The organism is Kribbella sp. NPDC104740 (assembly GCF_055583505.1).
On sequence record NZ_JBVJNV010000009.1, the window covers coordinates 273,866 to 291,959 of the forward strand.

The 18,094-nt window shown below is 69.7% G+C and carries 13 protein-coding genes; 8 read left to right on the top strand and 5 right to left on the bottom strand.

What is annotated here, in order from left to right; translation table 11 throughout:
* Window positions 1–18: 18 nt before the first annotated feature.
* Window positions 19–1,200 (bottom strand): S8 family peptidase, encoded by a 1,182-nt coding sequence (locus ACZ6Z4_RS35400; protein WP_465575292.1) that lies wholly within the window; start codon window positions 1,198–1,200, stop codon window positions 19–21.
* A gap of 308 nt (window positions 1,201–1,508) precedes the next feature.
* Between ACZ6Z4_RS35400 and secD the strand changes: the two genes are divergently transcribed.
* The 3 genes from secD (at window position 1,509) to ligD (ending at window position 8,381) form a co-directional block, all read left to right on the top strand.
* Window positions 1,509–3,812: a protein translocase subunit SecD gene (secD, locus tag ACZ6Z4_RS35405; RefSeq protein ID WP_465575296.1), complete on the top strand. Its 2,304-nt coding sequence runs from the start codon at window positions 1,509–1,511 to the stop codon at window positions 3,810–3,812.
* 545 nt (window positions 3,813–4,357) lie between these two features.
* Window positions 4,358–6,271, top strand: a complete 1,914-nt coding sequence (locus ACZ6Z4_RS35410; RefSeq protein WP_465575420.1) for an ATP-dependent DNA helicase — start codon at window positions 4,358–4,360, stop codon at window positions 6,269–6,271.
* A gap of 1,138 nt (window positions 6,272–7,409) precedes the next feature.
* Window positions 7,410–8,381 (top strand): non-homologous end-joining DNA ligase, encoded by a 972-nt coding sequence (gene ligD, locus ACZ6Z4_RS35415; RefSeq protein ID WP_465575300.1) that lies wholly within the window; start codon window positions 7,410–7,412, stop codon window positions 8,379–8,381.
* A 570-nt stretch (window positions 8,382–8,951) separates the two neighbouring features.
* On the opposite strand, the gene ACZ6Z4_RS35420 is transcribed toward ligD, so the two are convergent.
* Both ACZ6Z4_RS35420 and lexA read right to left on the bottom strand, forming a co-directional pair.
* Window positions 8,952–9,467, bottom strand: a complete 516-nt coding sequence (locus tag ACZ6Z4_RS35420; protein WP_363677302.1) for a glutathione peroxidase — start codon at window positions 9,465–9,467, stop codon at window positions 8,952–8,954.
* Window positions 9,468–9,515: 48 nt separating this feature from the next.
* Window positions 9,516–10,304: a transcriptional repressor LexA gene (gene lexA, locus ACZ6Z4_RS35425; protein WP_465575304.1), complete on the bottom strand. Its 789-nt coding sequence runs from the start codon at window positions 10,302–10,304 to the stop codon at window positions 9,516–9,518.
* A 358-nt stretch (window positions 10,305–10,662) separates the two neighbouring features.
* Here lexA and ACZ6Z4_RS35430 point away from each other — a divergent pair, with 358 nt between their 5' ends.
* On the top strand, window positions 10,663–11,247 hold the full coding sequence (locus ACZ6Z4_RS35430) for a LysM peptidoglycan-binding domain-containing protein (RefSeq protein WP_465575307.1): 585 nt from the start codon (window positions 10,663–10,665) through the stop codon (window positions 11,245–11,247).
* Window positions 11,248–11,288: 41 nt separating this feature from the next.
* Here ACZ6Z4_RS35430 and ACZ6Z4_RS35435 read toward each other — a convergent pair whose 3' ends face one another.
* A complete protein-coding gene (locus ACZ6Z4_RS35435) occupies window positions 11,289–12,239 on the bottom strand; it encodes a nucleoside hydrolase (protein ID WP_465575310.1) in 951 nt (316 codons plus the stop codon).
* A gap of 98 nt (window positions 12,240–12,337) precedes the next feature.
* Here ACZ6Z4_RS35435 and ACZ6Z4_RS35440 point away from each other — a divergent pair, with 98 nt between their 5' ends.
* The gene (locus ACZ6Z4_RS35440) at window positions 12,338–14,185 is read left to right on the top strand and encodes a glycerophosphodiester phosphodiesterase (protein WP_465575313.1); all 1,848 of its coding nucleotides are present in this window, start codon (window positions 12,338–12,340) and stop codon (window positions 14,183–14,185) included.
* Here the strand turns inward: ACZ6Z4_RS35440 and ACZ6Z4_RS35445 are convergent.
* The gene (locus ACZ6Z4_RS35445; RefSeq protein ID WP_465575315.1) at window positions 14,182–14,865 is read right to left on the bottom strand and encodes a GntR family transcriptional regulator; all 684 of its coding nucleotides are present in this window, start codon (window positions 14,863–14,865) and stop codon (window positions 14,182–14,184) included. The two genes, ACZ6Z4_RS35440 and ACZ6Z4_RS35445, sit on opposite strands and share 4 nt — an antisense overlap.
* Before the next feature lie 211 nt (window positions 14,866–15,076).
* Here ACZ6Z4_RS35445 and ACZ6Z4_RS35450 point away from each other — a divergent pair, with 211 nt between their 5' ends.
* The 3 genes from ACZ6Z4_RS35450 to ACZ6Z4_RS35460 are packed head-to-tail and all read left to right on the top strand — an operon-like array spanning window position 15,077 to window position 18,094.
* Entirely contained in the window at window positions 15,077–16,357 is a 1,281-nt protein-coding gene (locus ACZ6Z4_RS35450) for an ABC transporter substrate-binding protein (RefSeq protein WP_465575318.1), read from the top strand.
* Window positions 16,354–17,283 (top strand): carbohydrate ABC transporter permease, encoded by a 930-nt coding sequence (locus ACZ6Z4_RS35455; RefSeq protein WP_465575321.1) that lies wholly within the window; start codon window positions 16,354–16,356, stop codon window positions 17,281–17,283. Before ACZ6Z4_RS35450 ends, ACZ6Z4_RS35455 begins: the two co-directional genes overlap by 4 nt.
* Window positions 17,276–18,094, top strand: a complete 819-nt coding sequence (locus tag ACZ6Z4_RS35460; RefSeq protein ID WP_465575326.1) for a carbohydrate ABC transporter permease — start codon at window positions 17,276–17,278, stop codon at window positions 18,092–18,094. Before ACZ6Z4_RS35455 ends, ACZ6Z4_RS35460 begins: the two co-directional genes overlap by 8 nt.

Genomic DNA, 18,094 nt, shown 5'->3' on the forward strand with positions numbered 1-18,094 from the left:
GGCGGCTGACTCAGACGATCAGAGTCCGTTGCTGAAGAGCAGGCGGTTGACCGTGCCGCCGGTGGAGCCGCCGCTGACCACGTTCGGGGTCGCGTTGGCCTCGATGTAGGACTTGACCGTCGCCGGCGTGGCCGACGGGCTGGTCTGCAGGTAGAGCGCCGCGACGCCCGCGACGTGCGGGGTGGCCATCGAGGTGCCGTTGTAGGAGCCGGTGGTGTTGCCCGGCAGCGTCGACACGATCGCCGAGCCCGGCGCGTACACGTCCACGCAGGAACCGGTGCTCGAGTACGACGCGCGCGCGTCGGTGTTGGTGCTGGCCGCGGTGACCAGGGCGGTCTCGATCTTGCGCGGCAGCAGGTTGCAGGAGTTCGCGCCGGTGTTGCCGGCCGAGGTGGCCAGGAAGACGCCGGAGCTGATCATCCGGCGCAGTGAGTTCTCCAGGGTGGTGTTCGCGCTGAAGTTCCAGGAGGTGTTCGCGACGGCGGGCTTCACCGCGTTGCGGGTGACCCAGTCGACCGCGGCGATCGCGGCCGACGCCGTACCGCCGCCGCTGCAGTTCAGCCACTTCACACCGTGCAGCCGGACGTTCTTGGCGACGCCGTACGACGTGGAGCCGATCGTGCCGGCGACGTGGGTGCCGTGGCCGTTGCAGTCGGTGTTGTTGCTGTCCAGGCCGTTGAAGTCGAAGCTGGCCCGGCCGCCGAAGTTCGGGTGGCTCGGGTCGACGCCGGAGTCGATGATGTAGGCGTGCACGCCGGTGCCGGTCCGGGTGTAGGTGTAGGAGCGCGACAGCGGCAGGTTGCGCTGGTCGATCCGGTCGATGCCCCACGACGGCGGGTTGTTCTGGGTGGTGTCGAGGGCGTTCGCGACGTACACGTCCTCGGAGATGGCGACCACCTCGGGGCTCTTCTGCAGTGTCGCCAGCTGGGTCGGCGTGAGCTTGGCGGTGAAGCCGTTGACCGCGCTGCTGTACGTGCGCTGCGGCGCGATGCCGAGCGAGCTCTTCAGCTTCGCGCCCTGCTTCAGCTCGACGATGTAGGTGTCCTTGACGGCGCTGGTGCCGGGTTCGGCGGGCGCCTTCTGGACCAGGATGATCCGGCCACCCGGTTCGGGGGCGGGAGCGGCACCGGCGGTGCCGGCGGTGGTCAGGGCGATCGCCGGTACGACGACGGCGGCGAGGGCAAGGCGGATACGACGCACGGTTCCTCCTCGGGGAACTCGGTCACCCACCGGGGCGGAGGGGTGATCACACTCGGTCCTGGAGCGGTTACGGAGCGAGCGATGTGACGAGAAGTTAGGGCGTGCTCACCTGACGCGTCAATCAGTTCTGCTGCCCGCTGATGCCATGGCACGAGTGGGCCGTTTCCCTGCTCTGCAACGTTGAATCGGCCGCAAATGCTTTCTGGCCGGTGACTTGGTCGGCTCCGTACACTGTGCGTTCCACGCACCGTGGTCTGCTCTGCGTCACGACACCCGTACCCAGGGTGCCCATCTCCCGGAGGCTCGTAGTGAACCGGTCGTCCCTGGTCCGCGCGTTGTTCGCGTTCCTTGTCCTCGCGGCGTCGACGTACACCGTCCTGACCGCGAAGCCGGAGCTCGGCCTGGACCTGCGGGGTGGCACCCAGATCGTCCTGGAGACCAGCGACTCCCCGACGGCCAAGGCGAACGCGGAGAACACCGACAAGGCGCTCGAGGTGCTGCGCCGCCGGATCGACGCGCTCGGCGTCGCCGAGCCGAGCGTCACCCGGCAGGGCGACAAGCGGATCATCGTCGAGCTGCCCGGTGTCCAGGACCCGCGCGAGGCCGCGGAGGTGATCGGCAAGACCGCGCAGCTGAGCTTCCACGAGGTGCTCGACCAGGTCGCTTCCAAGCCGCCGAACGCGGCCGCCGGTGACCTCTACCTGCCGAACGAGGGCGGTGGCGGCGGCGTACTGAAGCTGGCCAAGCCGGCGATGACCGGTGACAAGGTCGGTGGCGCCGAGGCCGTGCTCGACCCGCAGCAGGTCGCCGCGGGCTGGATCGTGCAGCTGAACTTCAAGGACGACGGCGGCAAGGTCTGGTCCCAGATCACCGGCAAGGCCGCCTGCCAGCCGGCCGGTACGCCGGGCCGCCTGATCGCGATCGTGCTCGACAACGAGGTGCTCACCGCGCCGCAGGTCGACCCCAACGGCGGCACCACCCTGTGCAACATCGGTCTGCCCGGCAACGGCTCCACCATCACCGGCAACTTCGCCGAGGCCGAGGCCAAGGACCTGTCCGCGCTGATCTCCGGCGGCGCGCTGCCGCTGCCGGTCGAGGTCATCGACCAGCGCGTGGTCGGCCCGTCGCTGGGCAAGGACGCGATCCAGGCCAGCGCGCTGGCCGGCATCATCGGCGTCGCGCTGACCGCTCTGTTCATCGTCATGGTCTACCGGCTGGTCGGCCTGATGGCCGTGATCGGCCTGGTCACCTACGCCGGCATGTCGTACGCCGCGCTGACCGCGATCGGGGCGACCCTCACCTTGCCCGGCCTGGCGGGCTTCGTGCTCGCGATCGGTATGGCGGTGGACGCGAACGTCCTGGTCTTCGAGAGAGCCCGGGAAGACTTCATCGGCGGCCGCACCGACGGCCTGCGCCGCTCGCTGCGCAGCGGTTTCCAGAACGCGCTGTCCGCGATCGCCGACTCCAACGTCACGACGCTGCTCGCGGCCGGTCTGCTGTTCTTCCTGGCCGCCGGGCCGGTACGAGGCTTCGGAGTCACGCTGTCGATCGGTGTGATCGCGTCGATGCTGTCGGCGCTGGTCGTCACCCGGGTGTTCGCCGAGTTCGCGGTGTCGCGCAAGTTCGTGCTGAACCGCCCGGCCCTGAGCGGCATCGCCGGCCACGGCCGCGTCCGCACCTGGCTGGAGGCGAAGAGCCCCGCCCTGATGAAGCACAGCCGCCGCTGGCTGGTGATCACGATGATCGCCATCGTGGTCAGCGTCGCCGGCGTCGCGATCCGCGGCCTCAACCTCGGTATCGAGTTCACCGGCGGGCGCCTGCTGGAGGTCAGCACCGCGCAGCCGATCACGCCCGACCAGGCCCGCGCGGCGGTCTCCGAAGCGGGCTACCCGAACGCCGTCGTCCAGTCCTCCGGCACCGACGACATCACCGTCCGTACCGCCACCATCAGCAACGACGAGGCGGAGAAGATCCGCGAGTCCATCTCCCGCATCGGCGGCGGCACCGAACTGATCCGCAACGAAAGCATCGGCCCGTCCCTGGGCAACGAGCTCCGCAACAAGGCCCTCATCGCCCTGGGCGTGGCTCTCCTCGCCCAGCTCATCTACCTGGCCATCCGCTTCCGCTGGACCTTCGGCGCCGGCGCCGTACTGGCCCTGCTCCAGAACGTGGCCGTGGTCGTCGGCGTCTTCGCCTGGACCGGCAAACCGATCGACGGCATCTTCCTGGCCGCCATGCTCACCATCATCGGCTACACGGTCAACGACTCGGTCGTCGTCTTCGACCGAATCCGGGAAACCCGCAACGCCCGCTCGACGGAGGCACTGGGCCCAGTCATCGACACCGCCATCATCAACGTCCTCCCCAGAACCATCAACACAGGCATCTCCACCCTCTTCATCCTCACCGCCCTCCTGTTCCTGGGCGGCGACTCCCTGGGCGACTTCGCCCTCGCCCTCCTCCTGGGAATCCTGGTAGGCACCTACTCCTCCAACCTCACCGCAGCTCCGTTGCTGGTCGAGCTGGAAAAGCGCTACCCGGCCCCGCCGCCCCGCCCCAAACGAGTCCAACGAGACCGAGACAGCGAGCCCGACCGAGGCGCCGTCGTCTGACCCCGAAGGCCCCCGATGCCCAGCATCGGGGGCTTTCGCACTCCGCCCCGCACTCCGCCCCGCACTCCGCCCCGCACTCCGCCCCGCACTCCGCGCCGCGCTCCGCCCCGCACTCCGCGCCGCGCTCCGCCCCGCGCTCCGCGCCGCGCTCCGCCCCGCACTCCGCCTTCGCGCACCGCGCCGCACACCGCACACCGCACATCGCACACCGCCCCGCACGTCACCTCCCGCGGCTCGAACAACTCCCAATCTTTCTCCGGCCGCCGCGGCCTCAGCCCCCGCCGACCTCCTCGGCCGCATCCCCACCGTCCTCAAGGGGCACCCAGCTGGAGCGACTCCAGCCTCTCTCCAGCTGCGGCAGCCTCACCCCGTGCCAACCTCCCCGCCAACCCAGCAGGCACCGACCTTCTCCACAGCCCCCACCACAACTGGCAAAACTTGTCCGCCCGCCCAGCTAGGGTGTTGCGGTGGGTGTTGATGTGCACGAGTTGCTGGAAGCCGCGGTCTCCGGGGTCAACGGACAGACCCGACCAGGCCAGGTCGCGATGGTCGAGGCGGTGGACGCCGCCATGCACGACGGCTCGCACCTCCTCATCCAAGCCGGGACAGGCACCGGCAAGTCCCTCGGCTACTTGGTCCCCGCCCTCGTCCACGCCGCGGAGAACCGCCGCGTAGTCGTTTCGACGGCGACTCTCGCGCTCCAGTCGCAGCTCGTCGACCGCGACGTCCCCGCGCTCCTCGACGCGACCGAGAAGCTCCTCCCGCGCCGCCCGGCGTACGCGATCCAGAAGGGCCGCAACAACTACGCCTGCCTGCACCGCATCCGCGAAGGCGCCCCGGACGACGAGGGCATGCTCGTCGACGTACCGCCCGCGGGCCCGATCGGCCAGCAGGTCGTCGAGCTGCGCGACTGGGCCGAGCAGCAGCTGCTCGACGGCGAGGCCGGGGACCGCGACCACGCGCCCTCCCACCAGTACCAGGCCTGGCAGCAGGTCGCGATCGCCGCCCGCGAGTGCCTGGGCGCGCAGAAGTGCCCGTACGGCGAGGAGTGCTTCGCCGAGAAGGCCAAGGAGCAGGCCCGCAAGGCCGACATCGTCATCACCAACCACGCACTTCTCTCCATCGACGCCTTCGAGAACCGCACGGTCCTCCCCGAGCACGACGTCGTGATCGTCGACGAGGCCCACGAGCTCCCGGCCCGCGTGACCGGCGCCGCCGGCGACGAGCTGTCCCCGCAGATGGTCGAGCGCGCCGCCAAACGCGCCCGCCGGTTCGTCGACGACGACCACGCCGACGACCTGATCGACGCCTCGGACGCCCTGCGCGCCGCCCTCGACCAGACCCGCGAGGGCCGCATCGAGGCCGCGAACGGCGCCGTACTGGAAGCGGCCGCGATGGTCCGTGACACGGCCCGCGCGGTGTACTCCGACCTGAACAAGAAGTCCGATGACAAGGACGACGACCCGGACGGCGCGAAGCGGCAGTCGAAGGGCGCGGTGAAGGAGATCTTCGACGTCGCCGAACGCGTCGCCGCGCTGAACGACCTCGATGTCGTCTGGCTGATCGACCGCGACCGCTTCGGCAAGGAGCTGCGGATCGCGCCGTTGACCGTCGCGGGCCTGCTCCGCGAGCTCGTCCTCAAGGACCGTACGGCGGTGCTGACGTCGGCGACGCTGACCCTCGGCGGCGACTTCGACGCGATCGCGCGCCAGGTCGGCCTGCGTCCGGCCGACAAGCTGGCCGGCGACGACGAGATGCCCGAGCTGGACGACTCGTCGGAGACCGGCCCGCTGCCGTGGCGCGGTCTCGACGTCGGTTCGCCGTTCGAGTACGAGAAGCAGGCGATCCTGTACGTCGCCAAGCACCTCCCGCCGCCGCACCGCGACGGCCTCGGCTCGAAGCAGTTCGAGGAGATCGTCGACCTGGTCACCGCCGCCGGCGGCCGGACGCTCGGCCTGTTCTCCTCCCGCCGAGCCGCGGAAGCCGCGACGGCCGCCGTCCGCGACGCCACCGACCTGAAGATCCTCTGCCAAGGCGACGCCCACCTGAACGAACTCTCCAAGGAGTTCATCGAGGACCCCGAAACCTCCCTCTTCGGCACCCTTTCTCTCTGGCAGGGCCTCGACGTCCCCGGCTCCACCTGCAACCTGGTCATCATCGACCGCATCCCGTTCCCCCGCCCCGACGAGCCCTTGATGGCCGCCCGCCAACGCGCCGTCGACGAGGCCGGCGGCAACGGCTTCATGTCCGTCGCCGCCACCCACGCCGCCCTCCTGCTGGCCCAAGGCACCGGCCGCCTCATCCGCCGAACCACCGACCGCGGCGTAGTAGCAGTCCTCGACCCCCGCATCGTCACCGCCCGCTACGGCTCCTTCCTGCGCGCCTCCTTGCCCCCCATGTGGCCCACCGCCGATCGTGAGAAAGTCCTAGGCGCCCTGAAACGACTCCAAGAGGAGTAACCGTGCCCCTCCCGGCCACCCCCCTCGCCCCGCCCGGCGCCCCCACCCGCACCACGCCCGCGGCCGTGCCGCGGGGGAGTGCAAGCCGTTGGGGTCGTGGGCGGCTAGAGGAGGAGTTGCCGGGGAGCACCCACACGACACCGCCCCCAACCGAGCCCGGCCCGCGAGGCAACGCCGACCGGCTCCCAGCTCCCCACAAGCCCGCCCCGCCCGGCGCCCTCACCCGCCGTGCCGCGGCGGCCGCGCCGCGGGGGAGTGCCGGCCGCCGGCTCCCGACCCCAGACGGAACCGAGCCATGGCAGCGCGCCGGCCGCAGCGCCCCGCATCCGCCCGCAACCGGGCCGCTGAGGAGCACCACCACCCCCAGCACACCACCCCACAGCGAGACCAGCCCGCCAGGCAGCGCCAACCACCGCCGCCCAGCTCCCCACAAGCCCGCCCCGCCCGGCGGCCCCACTCACAGCACCGCGGCGACGCGGGGGAGCGCCGGTTGCCGGCTCCCGGCCCCAGACCGAGCCGAGCCACGGGTGCGCACTGACTGCAGCACCCAGTGCCCGCCCGCAAGCGATCCGCTAGGGCGTCACAGCGCCAGCCGGAGCGAGGCTGAGTTGCTGCAGGTCGCCGCCTGCTGTGCTCCGCAGCGGCTCCGGGCAGGGCTGGTGGCCAGCGCCGGCTGCGGCACTCCGGGTTCGCGCGCAGCAGGCCCCAACCGTTGCCAGCCGCAGCAGCTTGCGATGGGCGGGCGACGGTGCTGTGCTGGCCGCTGGATCGCGGTCCGGCGTGAGCATGAGCTGCTGCGGCGCGTTGGCCGGTGCGTGTCGCGGGCCCGCGAGGTCGGGCTGGTGGCCAGCGCAGGCTTCGGTACTCCGGGTTTGCGCCCGGCCGGCCCCAGCCGTTGCCAGCCGCAACAGCTTGCGCCGGGCCGACTGCGCTGGAGCGCGGGCGGTTGGAGCCTGGCGTCACGCGAGGCCAGGGCGCGGGGGAGTGCGGACCGTCGGATCCCCGTCCGGTCTGAGGCGGAGCTGCTGGGGAGTACGGACCGCACAGGCACTCGGCGGCGCGAGGCGGGGCTGCTGGGGAGTACGGACCGCACAGGCACTCGGCGGCGCGGGGCGGAGCCGGTGGGGAGCGTCGGCCGGTGAGTCCGTCTGGAGGGCCGCCTGTGCTGCCGATGATGGCGGCGTTGGGGAAGATGCCGTCCGGTGCCGAGTGGGCGTACGAGTTGAAGTGGGACGGGATCCGTGTGATCGCGGAGGTCGACGCCGGGGTTTGCCGGCTCTGGTCGCGGAACAGCCGGGATGTGTCTGCGGGGTATCCGGAGCTGCTTGGGCTGGCTGATGATCCTGGGCTGCAGTTGCCCGCCGTACTGGATGGGGAGATCGTCACGCTCGACGAGAACGGGGCTCCCTCGTTCGGGTTGTTGCAGCGGCGGATGCATGTGCGGGATCCGCGGCAGCTCAAGCAGCTGATTCTGCAGGTGCCGGTGTCGGTGCGGGTTTTCGACATCCTGCGGTTCGACGGGAAGTCGTTGCTGGAGGCAACCTACGACGATCGTCGGGCGCTGCTCGAGTCGCTGGAGCTGCAGGATCCGTTCTGGGAGGTGCCGGCGGCGTTCACGGACGGCGAGGAAGCGCTCGACCTGTCAGCTTCGACCGGGCTCGAAGGTGTCGTCGCGAAGCGGCGCCGCTCGCGCTACCTCCCGGGCAGACGCAGCTCCGACTGGATCAAGGTGAAGCCGGTCCAGACCCGCGACGTGATCCTCTGTGGCTGGCACCCGGGGGAGGGGAACCGCGAGGGCCGGATCGGTTCCCTGTACTGCGGGGCGTACGACGCCAGCGGCACCCTCGTCCTGATCGGCAAGGTCGGTTCGGGGCTCGACTTCGCGATGCTCGACCTGCTCGGCGCCGAGCTCGCCGGTCTGGAGATCGACAGCCCGCCGTTCGACGCGTCGAGCATCCCGGGCACCGACCGCCGGGCCGCGCACTGGCTCGACCCGCTCCTGGTCGCCGAGGTCACTTACTCCGGCTGGGCCGCCGACGGCCGCCTTCGGCATCCGGTCTGGCGAGGCCTCCGCCTCGACATCGACCCGGACTCAGTGACCCGCGACTGATCAGCCCATCAACCACAGCAAGTACCGGCCCCCGCCTGCCGGCGCAATCGGCGGTACGGCGCACTCGACGGTACGGCGGCACTGAAGGTCGCCGCGCACCTACCTGCCCTGACCGGCATCGGCAGCATCGGCGACGTCGGCTTGCGGATCTCGACCTCGGGCTGGCGCAGGCCCCATTGCACCGAACCCCGATGCGAGCGAGCGCCTTGACGCGGCTGTTGACCGCGTTGAACCCGACGCTGACGCCGACCGGTGAGTTCATGCGCGGGTTGGAGGACGCGACCCCGGCGCCCGGCGTACCCCATCAGACCAACTGCGCCGGTTCGCCACACGCGGCTGAGTGGACTCATCAGCCAAAGCACCGCGCGGACCAGCTATCGGCGTGCTACTCCAACAAATACCGGCCCTCGCCGCACAGCCCACATCGACTCACCACCCGCCGAACTCCGACTCGCCGCTGGGTCTCGCGGCGCGACCACGCGAGCGTCACCAGGCTCCTCGCACCGAATCCCCTGCGACACTGAGACATTCTCTGTCGTAGGGAATCGATCCCACCGATCAAACAGCTGATCAGTCGCTGGATTCCTGCTGCCGACTCGGCGCCGGCATCGCCAGCGCCGCCTCGACCTTGTCCGCGAGCTTCTCCGGCGTAGCGGTCGGCGCATACCGCGCGATCACCGTGCCGTCCCGCCCGACCAGGAACTTGGTGAAGTTCCACTTGATCCGCCCGCCGAGCAGCCCACCGGCCTCGCGCTTCAGCCAGTTGTACAGCGGCAGGGTTTTCGACCCGTTCACGTCGATCTTGGCGAACATCGGGAACGTCACGTGGTAGATCGTCGAGCAGAAGTTCGCGATCTCGTTCTCGTCGCCGGGCTCCTGGTGGCCGAACTGGTCGCAGGGGAAGCCCAGAACCGAAAAGCCTTGTTTCCGGTAACTCTTGTAGAGCTTCTGCAAACCCGTGTACTGCGGGGTCTGGCTGCACTGCGACGCCGTGTTCACCACCAGGAGCACCTGGTCGCGGAAGTCGGCAAGAGACTGTTCATTGCCTTCGATCCGTTTGGCGCTGAAGTCATAGACAGTCGTCATAGCTCAATGCTGACACGACACGCCCGACTTCGCGCGCCGTCTGAGATGTCAGACACGCCGCAGAACTGTTACGACCTTTCCGAGGATCGTCGCGTTGTGTCCGTCGATCGGCTCGAACGCCGGGTTGTGCGGCAGCAGCCAGACCTCGTTCGCGGTCTTCTTGAACGTCTTCACGGTCGCCTCGCCGTCGATCATGGCAGCGACGATGTCACCGTTCTCCGCGGTCTGCTCCTGACGCACGACGACCCAGTCGCCGTCGCAGATCGCGGCCTCGATCATCGACTCTCCCTTGACCTTCAGCATGAACAAGGTGCCTTCGCCAACCATTGCCTTGGGCAACGGGAAGACCTCCTCGATGTCCTGCTCGGCCAGGATCGGGTTACCGGCGGCGATCTGCCCGACGACCGGGACGTAGACCGCGGCCGGGTGCGCGTCACCGGCGCCGGTCTCGTCGTACGACGTCTGCCGCACCGAGCCCAGCGAGTTGCGACGCGCCGCGTCGGCGACTTCGCCCGGATAGCGGACCTCGATCGCGCGCGGCCGGTTCGGGTCGCGGCGGAGCAGGCCCTTCTGCTCGAGCACGCGGAGCTGGTGGGAGACCGAGGAGGAGCTGGTCAGCCCGACCTTCTCGCCGATCTCGCGCATCGACGGCGGGTACCCGCGGCTGTCGACGGAGTCCCGGATGACGTCCAGCACCCGGCGCTGGCGCGGGGTCAGGCCGGTCGCGTCGGCCGGGCCGTCGGGCAGCTCGGAAACGGTCGGCTCGGTGGCACCGCGCGCGGTGCCGCTGTCCTTGCTCGAACCGCTGCCCTTGCTGGAACCGCTCGTCCTGGCCATCGGTGGTCACTCCTCGGGTCGGGGGCCGGCGCCGGAACGTCGCTCGGCTCGGCCTTGCGTGATCGGCGTGAGCACGACGTTAGACCGAATCCTGAGATTCTTCAAACATCTGTTCGAAGGCGTGTCGGTTCGCACGTTTGTTCGTGTGTCGGGTTATAGGGCGGGAATTTCCTCGGCGTGTCCTGGTTGGAACAGTTGCGGATCGGGTGGCCGGCGGTTAATCATTCGTACAGACGTTCGATCGAACAGGTGTTCGGGAACGGCTTCGAACGAAAACTGTCGGAGCCGCCCGATAGACAGAGATCGACAGCGAAGAACGACAGCACGGCACGGTCTGGCAAAGGGTCTGGAGGATCCGATGAGCACAGCGGCTCTGGCAGCACAAGCCCAGCAGGCAGCCCCCACCACGGGCGCCCAGCTGCAGCCTCCCGCGATGCCCACGCCTGCCCGGCGGTCGGCGGAAGTCTCCGCCCCGACGACGCCTCGGCGTCGCCGCCGGATCGACGGTACGACGTCCGACCCGCTCGGCGTCCGCGCCTGCTCCGGCACCGACCTGGATCCCCGCCCGCGCCTGCAGCTGGTGCCCGCGCCGACCCGCGTCCACCGCCCGGCCGGCCGCCAACAGGTCGCCGAGATCGAACCGTCGGCCCTGCAGCTCACCCGCCGCGGCCGCGCCGTCCTGACCACCCTCTCGATCCTGATCTTCGGCGCCGCCATCGCCGTCCTCGGCCTCCGCATCGCCGGCGCCCTCGACCCCGAGCCCCAGTTCACCCGCACCGTCCAGGTCCAGGTCGGCGCCGGGGACACCCTCTGGTCGATCGCCCAGTCCACCAACCCGTCGGACAACCCCGCGGTCGTCGTCGAACAGATCGCCGACCTCAACAACCTCCGCACGGTTGCCGATGTGGTCCCCGGGCAGACGCTGGACGTCCCCGTCCGCTAGTCAGCACCTATCGGCAGGCGTTCGACCGGGCGTACCAGCTCTTACTTCACCGTCGACAGCCACAGGTCGGCGTACCGGCGGCTGTCCACCGCGGTCGCGACGCGAACGACCGTCGGGGAAGCGCCATGCGGGTCTGAGGTGAGGTCGCCTGTCCAGTCTCGGGTGTCGACGATGGTTCGGCCGCGGGACCAGCTGCCGGAGAGTTCTACGCGGAGTGGGAACTCCTGGGTGGTCAGGCCCTCTGGGTCGATGACTGCGCAGACGGCGCCGCCGTCGCCGATGCTGGCTTGAGGGGCGCGGTAGAGCTCGGCGCGGCGTTCGATCAGGCGGTGGGCCAAGTTGCCCGACGTCGAGCCTGCGAGGGCTGCGGCCTCGGGGAGGGTGATTTGGACGTCGTAGAAGACGTCCAAGCCGTACATCGTCACCGGCACGCCGAGCTCGCCGGATGCTGCGAGGACGACCGCGGCTGCCTCGGGGTCGGTCCAGATGTTGAATTCTGCTGAGGCTGTGGCGTTTCCGATGCCGGCCGCGCCGCCCATGAAGACGATCTCTCGCAGGCCGCGCGCTGCCTCCGGGTAGGTGCGGAGCAGCAGGGCGATGTTCGTCATCGGGGCGAGTGGGATCAGCGTGATCAGCTCGCCCGACGACGCTGCTTCCAGCAGTACGTCGCGCAGGAGTTCGACGGCGTGCCGGGCGTCCGGCGTACGCGGTGACTTCGGCCAGTCCAGGTCGCCGAGGCCGTCCTTGCCGTGGACGTGCGGTGCGGTGTGCACCGGCTGCAGGAAGGGAAGGGCCGCACCGCGAGCCACCGGTACGTCGGGTCGCCCGGCCGCGTCGAGGACGGTGAGGGTGTTGACCACGACCTCGTCCAGGCCGACGTTGCCGCCGACGCAGGTGACGGCTTTCAGGTCGAGCCCGGGGTGGCGGGCGGCGAGGAGCAGGGCGCAGGCGTCGTCGAGCCCGGTGTCGACGTCGAGAATGACCGGCTTCATGCCGCCATCCTCACCTATCGCCCGCTCCACCGCGCGTTGGTGGGCAGTTCATCACCGGCTCTGGCTCCGTTCGCGTGAGTTTTCTACGGTCGGGTGGCATGAAGCTCACCTCCCGCCGCCCCCGGGCTGTCCTCGCCGCCCTGGTCACCAGCGCGACCGTGACCGCCGTCCTCACCGCCCCGACCGCCGTCGCCGAACCGGTCGCCGAGCCGACCGCGCAGCAGACGTCGCCGACCATCGAGCAGCTCACGCCCACGATCGACGAGACCTTCGACGGCACCACCCTCCCCGCCGGCTGGACCGTCGTCGACGGCACCTGGAAGGTCCAGAACGGCCGCCTCACCGGTACGTCGGCCACTGCCAGCCAGCTCAGCCGGATCACCTTCGGCACCCCGCTCACCGACTTCCGCATCGAGAGCCACCTGCGCTTCGAGTCGGCGGTCGACGCCGGCCGCTGGGTCGCCTTCGGCCTCGACCTCGCCCCGACGGGCGCCGTCCCGTGGTCGATCGCGACGATGCGCAACGGCGCGACCGCCGCGAACGGCCTGGAGTTCGCGCAGCGCACCCCGGCGAACACCTGGAACGTCACCGACACCGCGGCCGCGCCGATCACGGTCGGCGTCGGCAAGGAGGTCGCCGTCGCGGTCGAGGTCCGTGGCGCGCGGGCCACCTGGTACGTCGAGGGCCGCGAGGCCCTACGCACCACGATGGTCAACCGCAGCACGACCGGCGTACAGGCGTTGCTGGTGAACGGCGCGACGGTGTCGTTCGACGACCTGAAGGTGACGCCGCTCGCGAAGGAGTCGTTCGTCCGCAAGGCCGGTGACCCGCTGCGGGTGTGGGCGCACCGCGGCGGGTCGAGCGCGGCGCCGGAGAACACGGCCGCGTCCGACGAGATCGCCCGCCGGGCGCGCGCGGAGTGGATCGAGAACGACGTGCAGCCGACGAAGGACGGCGTACCGGTGATCCTGCACGACGACACCGTCGACCGGACGACCGACGGGACCGGCGCCGTACGGAACCTGACCGCGGCGCAGGTCGCCGGGCTCGACGCGGGTTCGTGGTTCGCGCCCGCCTTCGCCGGGCAGCGGGTTCCGACGCTCGGGCAGCAGCTCGACGGCCTCAAGACCCGCGGCGGCAACCTGCTGCTGGAGGTGAAGGGCGCGCACACCCGGGAGTCGGTCGCGCGGATCGTCACCGAGATCCGCAGCCGCTCGATGGCGAGCCGCGTCTTCGTGCAGAGCTTCGAGCCGCAGCACCTGCGCTGGATGCACGAGCTGGCGCCGGAGCTCCCGCTCGGGCTGCTGCGCAGCACGCTCGACCCCGACCCGGTCGCGATCGCGAAGGATCTCGGGCTCGCGGCGTACAACCCGTCGGACGCCGCGTTCCGGACCCGCCCGGGCATCGTCGCCGAGCTGCACGCGCTGGGCGTCGCGGTGAACGTGTGGACGGTCGACGACGCGACTCGGTGGGACGCGCTGGAGAAGGCGGGCGTCGACGGCATCATCACGAATCGCCCGGCGGAGCTGTACGGGTGGAACTCGGCGTTCCTGCAGCGCCGTAAGCCGGTTGTGCTCAGCCCTGCCGCAGGTCAGAAGGTTGATCGCGCACAGCAGCTGCGGATCGCCGTCAGCGGGCCCGCGACGATCACCCTCGACGGCAAGCCGATCGAGAACGGCGCTCTGGTCGACACAACGACCCTCGCCACCGGCGAGCACGTCATCAAGGCCGACAGCGCCGAGTCCCGCTTCCACATCGTCGCCACCCAGACCGGCCTGGCCAACCTCATCCTCACCTCAGGTGCTAGCCAGTCGGCCATCTCCACGATGACGACGCTGTTGGGTCAACGCCAGTACGCCGTACTGGCGGTCTACGCCCGCACTCAGGCCAGCCTCTCCGCTGAGCGTCGCACCCAGATCGTCGCCGAAGCCCAGGCCCTGAGCTAGCTCTCCGGCCGAGCTTCGATCAACCGGTGGTACGACCCCATCAGATGATCCTCGATCACCCCCGCCGCAGCCGCCGGATCACCCCCGACCAACACATCCCGAATCGCTTGATGCTCGGCGTACGCGATCTCATGGAAATCCCGCCGTACGACGTGCCGTGAGTGCAGGAACATCGCCACCTGGCTCCGGATCTGCTGCCACGCGCGGTCCAGCCGCGCGTGGCCGGCCGCGTCGTACAGCACTCCATGAAACGCCAGATCGAGATCCAGCGCCGTCTGCGGCGCATAGTCCGGCCCGAGCGCTCGCATCTGCTCGAGCACCTCGTCCATCGCGGCGAGGTGCTCGGCGCCGAGCCGGGGGAGCGCTCGCTCGATCGCCAGCCGCTCCAGGCTGAGCCGGAGCGTGTAGATCTCCTCCACGTCCTCCGCGGTCAGCGTGATCACCTGCGCGCCGCGATGCCGCCGGAGTACGACGAGCCCTTCGCGCTCGAGCTCGATCAGGGCCTCGCGGATCGGGCCGCGGCTCATCTGCAACGCCTTCGCCAGCTCGCCCTCGGGGAGGTGCTCGCCGGGAGCGAGGGCGCCGGTGACGATCATCTGCCGGATCGCCGGCACGACCGTGGCCCACAGCGCGGGGCTGCGTTCGGTCTGCAGGGCGAGCTGGTCGAGGGGACCGGCCACAACGATTCCTCCATCGGTGCTGAGTACATCGGTGTAAATGGTCGATTGTTAACCATTGACTTTTGACAACGCCGAGATCAGGCTAACTCGTAGAACACGCCACGGGGAGAGGCAGCGGCCGGAGATCCCGGCCCGGTTCCTCACCGCCCGCCGGCCCCGCGCGAGGCCGGCCGATCCGCTCATGACACCGCTCCGTCAGAGGGAGAGCTCCGTGCTGCCCACACTGTCCCGGCGCCGGTTGCTGGCGCTGGCCGCCTCAGGAGCCGCGAGCACAGCGCTCGCGAACTGCTCCTCACCGTTCGACGACACGACCCGCGGGGGCGGTCGCGTGCTCGAGTTCACCACCTTCTACACCGGCGGCGACGGCGGTCTGATGCAGACCATCGTCGACCGGTACAACAAGTCGCAGGACGACGTGACGATCCGGTTCAGCTCACCGGCGTACGGCGGTGACTACCTGACCAAGATCCTGACCGCGTCGCTGGCCGGCGCGCCTCCGGCGATCGTCGCGCTGCACAGCTACGAGATCCCGCCGCTGAAACGCTTCCTGCACTCGATCGACCTCGGCGACCTCGGCCTCAGCACCGACGACTTCATCGACGGCACCTGGCAGCTCGGCCAGATCGACGAGCAGCTGTACGGCGTGACGATGAGCACCGGCCCGCAGGCGCTCGGGTACAACCGCCAGCTGTTCGCCAAGGCCGGGCTCGACCCGGACAAGCCGCCGACCAACGGCGCCGAGTTCCTCGCCGCGGCGCAGGCGCTGAAGAAGATCGGCCCGTGGGGCTTCGTCCGCGAGACCGGGGTCTGGATGCCGTGGCTCAGTCTGAACTGGCAGGCCGGCGGCGACCTGATCGACGAACGCAGCCAGGCGCTGTTCGCCAGCGACGCCGGGATCGAGGCGGCGCACTTCGAACAGGACCTGGTGCACAAGTACAAGGTCGAGCCGCAGCAGCTGATCACCGGCGTACAGGTCGGGCAGCTGTTCAGCGACCAGAAGGTGGGGATGACCTTCACCTTCCCGTGGGGCCTGGCGCAGCTGCTGAAGACGAACAAGGAGCGCGGGACCGAGCTCGACGTCGCGCCGCTGCCGCAGTTCTTCGACGGGCCGCGCGCCGTGGTCGCGACCTCGCACATCTACTGCATCCCGAAGCAGCGCAACAACGACGACTGGATCCGGACCGAGGCGCAGAAGTTCATCGGCTGGCTGGTCAAGAACGGCAGTGTCGACTGGGCCGGTGCGCAGGCCCCGGCCAGCAAGGCCGCCGTCGCACCGGTTGCCGCGAGCAAGGATCCGCTGCTGCAGAAGATGTCGGTGTTCATCGACCAGGCCAAGCACGCGCGCTTCGCGCCGTACGCGTACCGCTGGAACCAGGCCTACCAGTACCTCAACGACGCCATGGACGACGTGGTCTACCAGGGCGCGAAGGTGGAGGACGAGCTGCGCCGGGCCGCGGCCCGCGCCACGGTGACGATGAAGGAGCCGTCATGAGTGTCGCGACCACCAGGATCTCGGCCCGGACGCGGCCGAAGGTCGAGACCGTCAAGGGCCGCACCCGCGGCCGCGCCGCGATCCTCTTCCTGACCCCGTTCGCCATCCTCTACCTGCTGCTCTGGGCCGTCCCGATCGTCAGCGGCCTGTTCCTCAGTACGACGGACGTCAACGTTGCCGACGGCACCGGTGGCTTCGTTGGCCTGGACAACTACCTCGGCCTGGCCCGCGACAGCGACTTCCGGGCCGCCTTCGGGCACACGCTGCTGTTCGTCGTCCTGAACGTGCCGATCCTGATCGCGGTCGGGCTGATCCTGGCGCTGGTGCTGAATCGCGATCTGTCCGGCCGCAACATCCTGCGCGCCGCGTTCGTCTCGCCGTACTTGTTGCCCGGGGCAGCGGTCGCGCTGATCTGGAACCTGGTGCTGAACCCGGTCAACGGATCGCTCAACACCGTGCTGGAGAAGTTCGGGCTGCCGGCCCAGCAGTGGCTCACCGAGCCCGGCCAGGCGATGGGCGCCGTGGTGCTGCTGACGCTCTGGTGGCGCGTCGGCTTCCCGCTGCTGATCCTGCTGGCCGCGCTCCAGGACATCCCGAAACCGCTCTACGAGGCGGCCCGGATCGACGGCGCGAGCGCCTGGCAGCAGTTCCGGTACGTGACGCTGCCGGGGATCGCACCGGTGCTCGGCCTGGTGATCCTGCTCCGGCTGATCGACTCGTTCAAGGTCTTCGAGCAGGTCTACCTGCTGACCGCCGGCGGCCCGAGCGGCAGCACCCGCGTGGTGCTCCAGATGCTCTACGAGACCGGCTTCCGTGACTTCCGGACCGGGTACGCCGCCGCGATCGGCTGGGTCCTCGCGCTGGTGATCCTGCTGGTCGCGATCGTCCAGCAGGTCCTGACCAGGAGGGCTGCCAGCCATGGCTAAGCGCTGGATCGTCACCGGTATCTCGATCGTGATGGCGCTGCTCTGGGCGCTGCCATTGCTCTGGGCCCTCTCCTCGTCGTTCGAGGGATCCACTGCCAACGGCAACCGGATCTGGCCGACCGAGGCAACGACCGCGAACTGGAGCATGCTCGTCGACCCCGGCGGCCGTGCGGTCAACATCTTCGTTGCCTTCTTCAACAGCATGGTCGTTGCCGTGAGCGCCACAGTGCTTGCTCTGATCGTCTGCTCGATGGCCGGCTACGCACTGGCCCGGTTGCCGTTCCGCGGCAACAGCGTCGTACTGGGCCTGTTGCTGGTCACCATGCTGATCCCGAGCGAGGTCGTGCTGGTCCCGCTGTTCCAGCAGTTCAACAAGCTCGGCCTGCTCAACACGTACGGCGCGCTCGCGCTGCCGCACATCGTGTCGCTGCTCGGCGTCGTGCTGATCCGCCAGTTCATCGTCAACCTGCCCGACGACCTCACCGACGCAGCCCGGGTGGACGGCGCGAATGCCTGGCAGACCTACCGGCACGTCGTGCTGCCGCTGATCCGGCCGGCCCTCGCGACGCTCGGGATCCTGGTCTTCCTCGGCGCCTGGAACGACTTCCTCTGGCCGCTGATCTCGACCAGCTCGCCCGGCATGCAGACGTTGCCGCTGGCCCTGGTCACCTTCCGGTCGGCGTACGGCGACATCGACTACGGCGTCGTGATGGCCTCGACGATCCTCGCCGTGACACCGCCTCTGCTCGTCTTCCTCTTCGCCCAGCGCTTCATCATCCAGGGCATCAGCAGCACCGGACTGAAAGGTTGA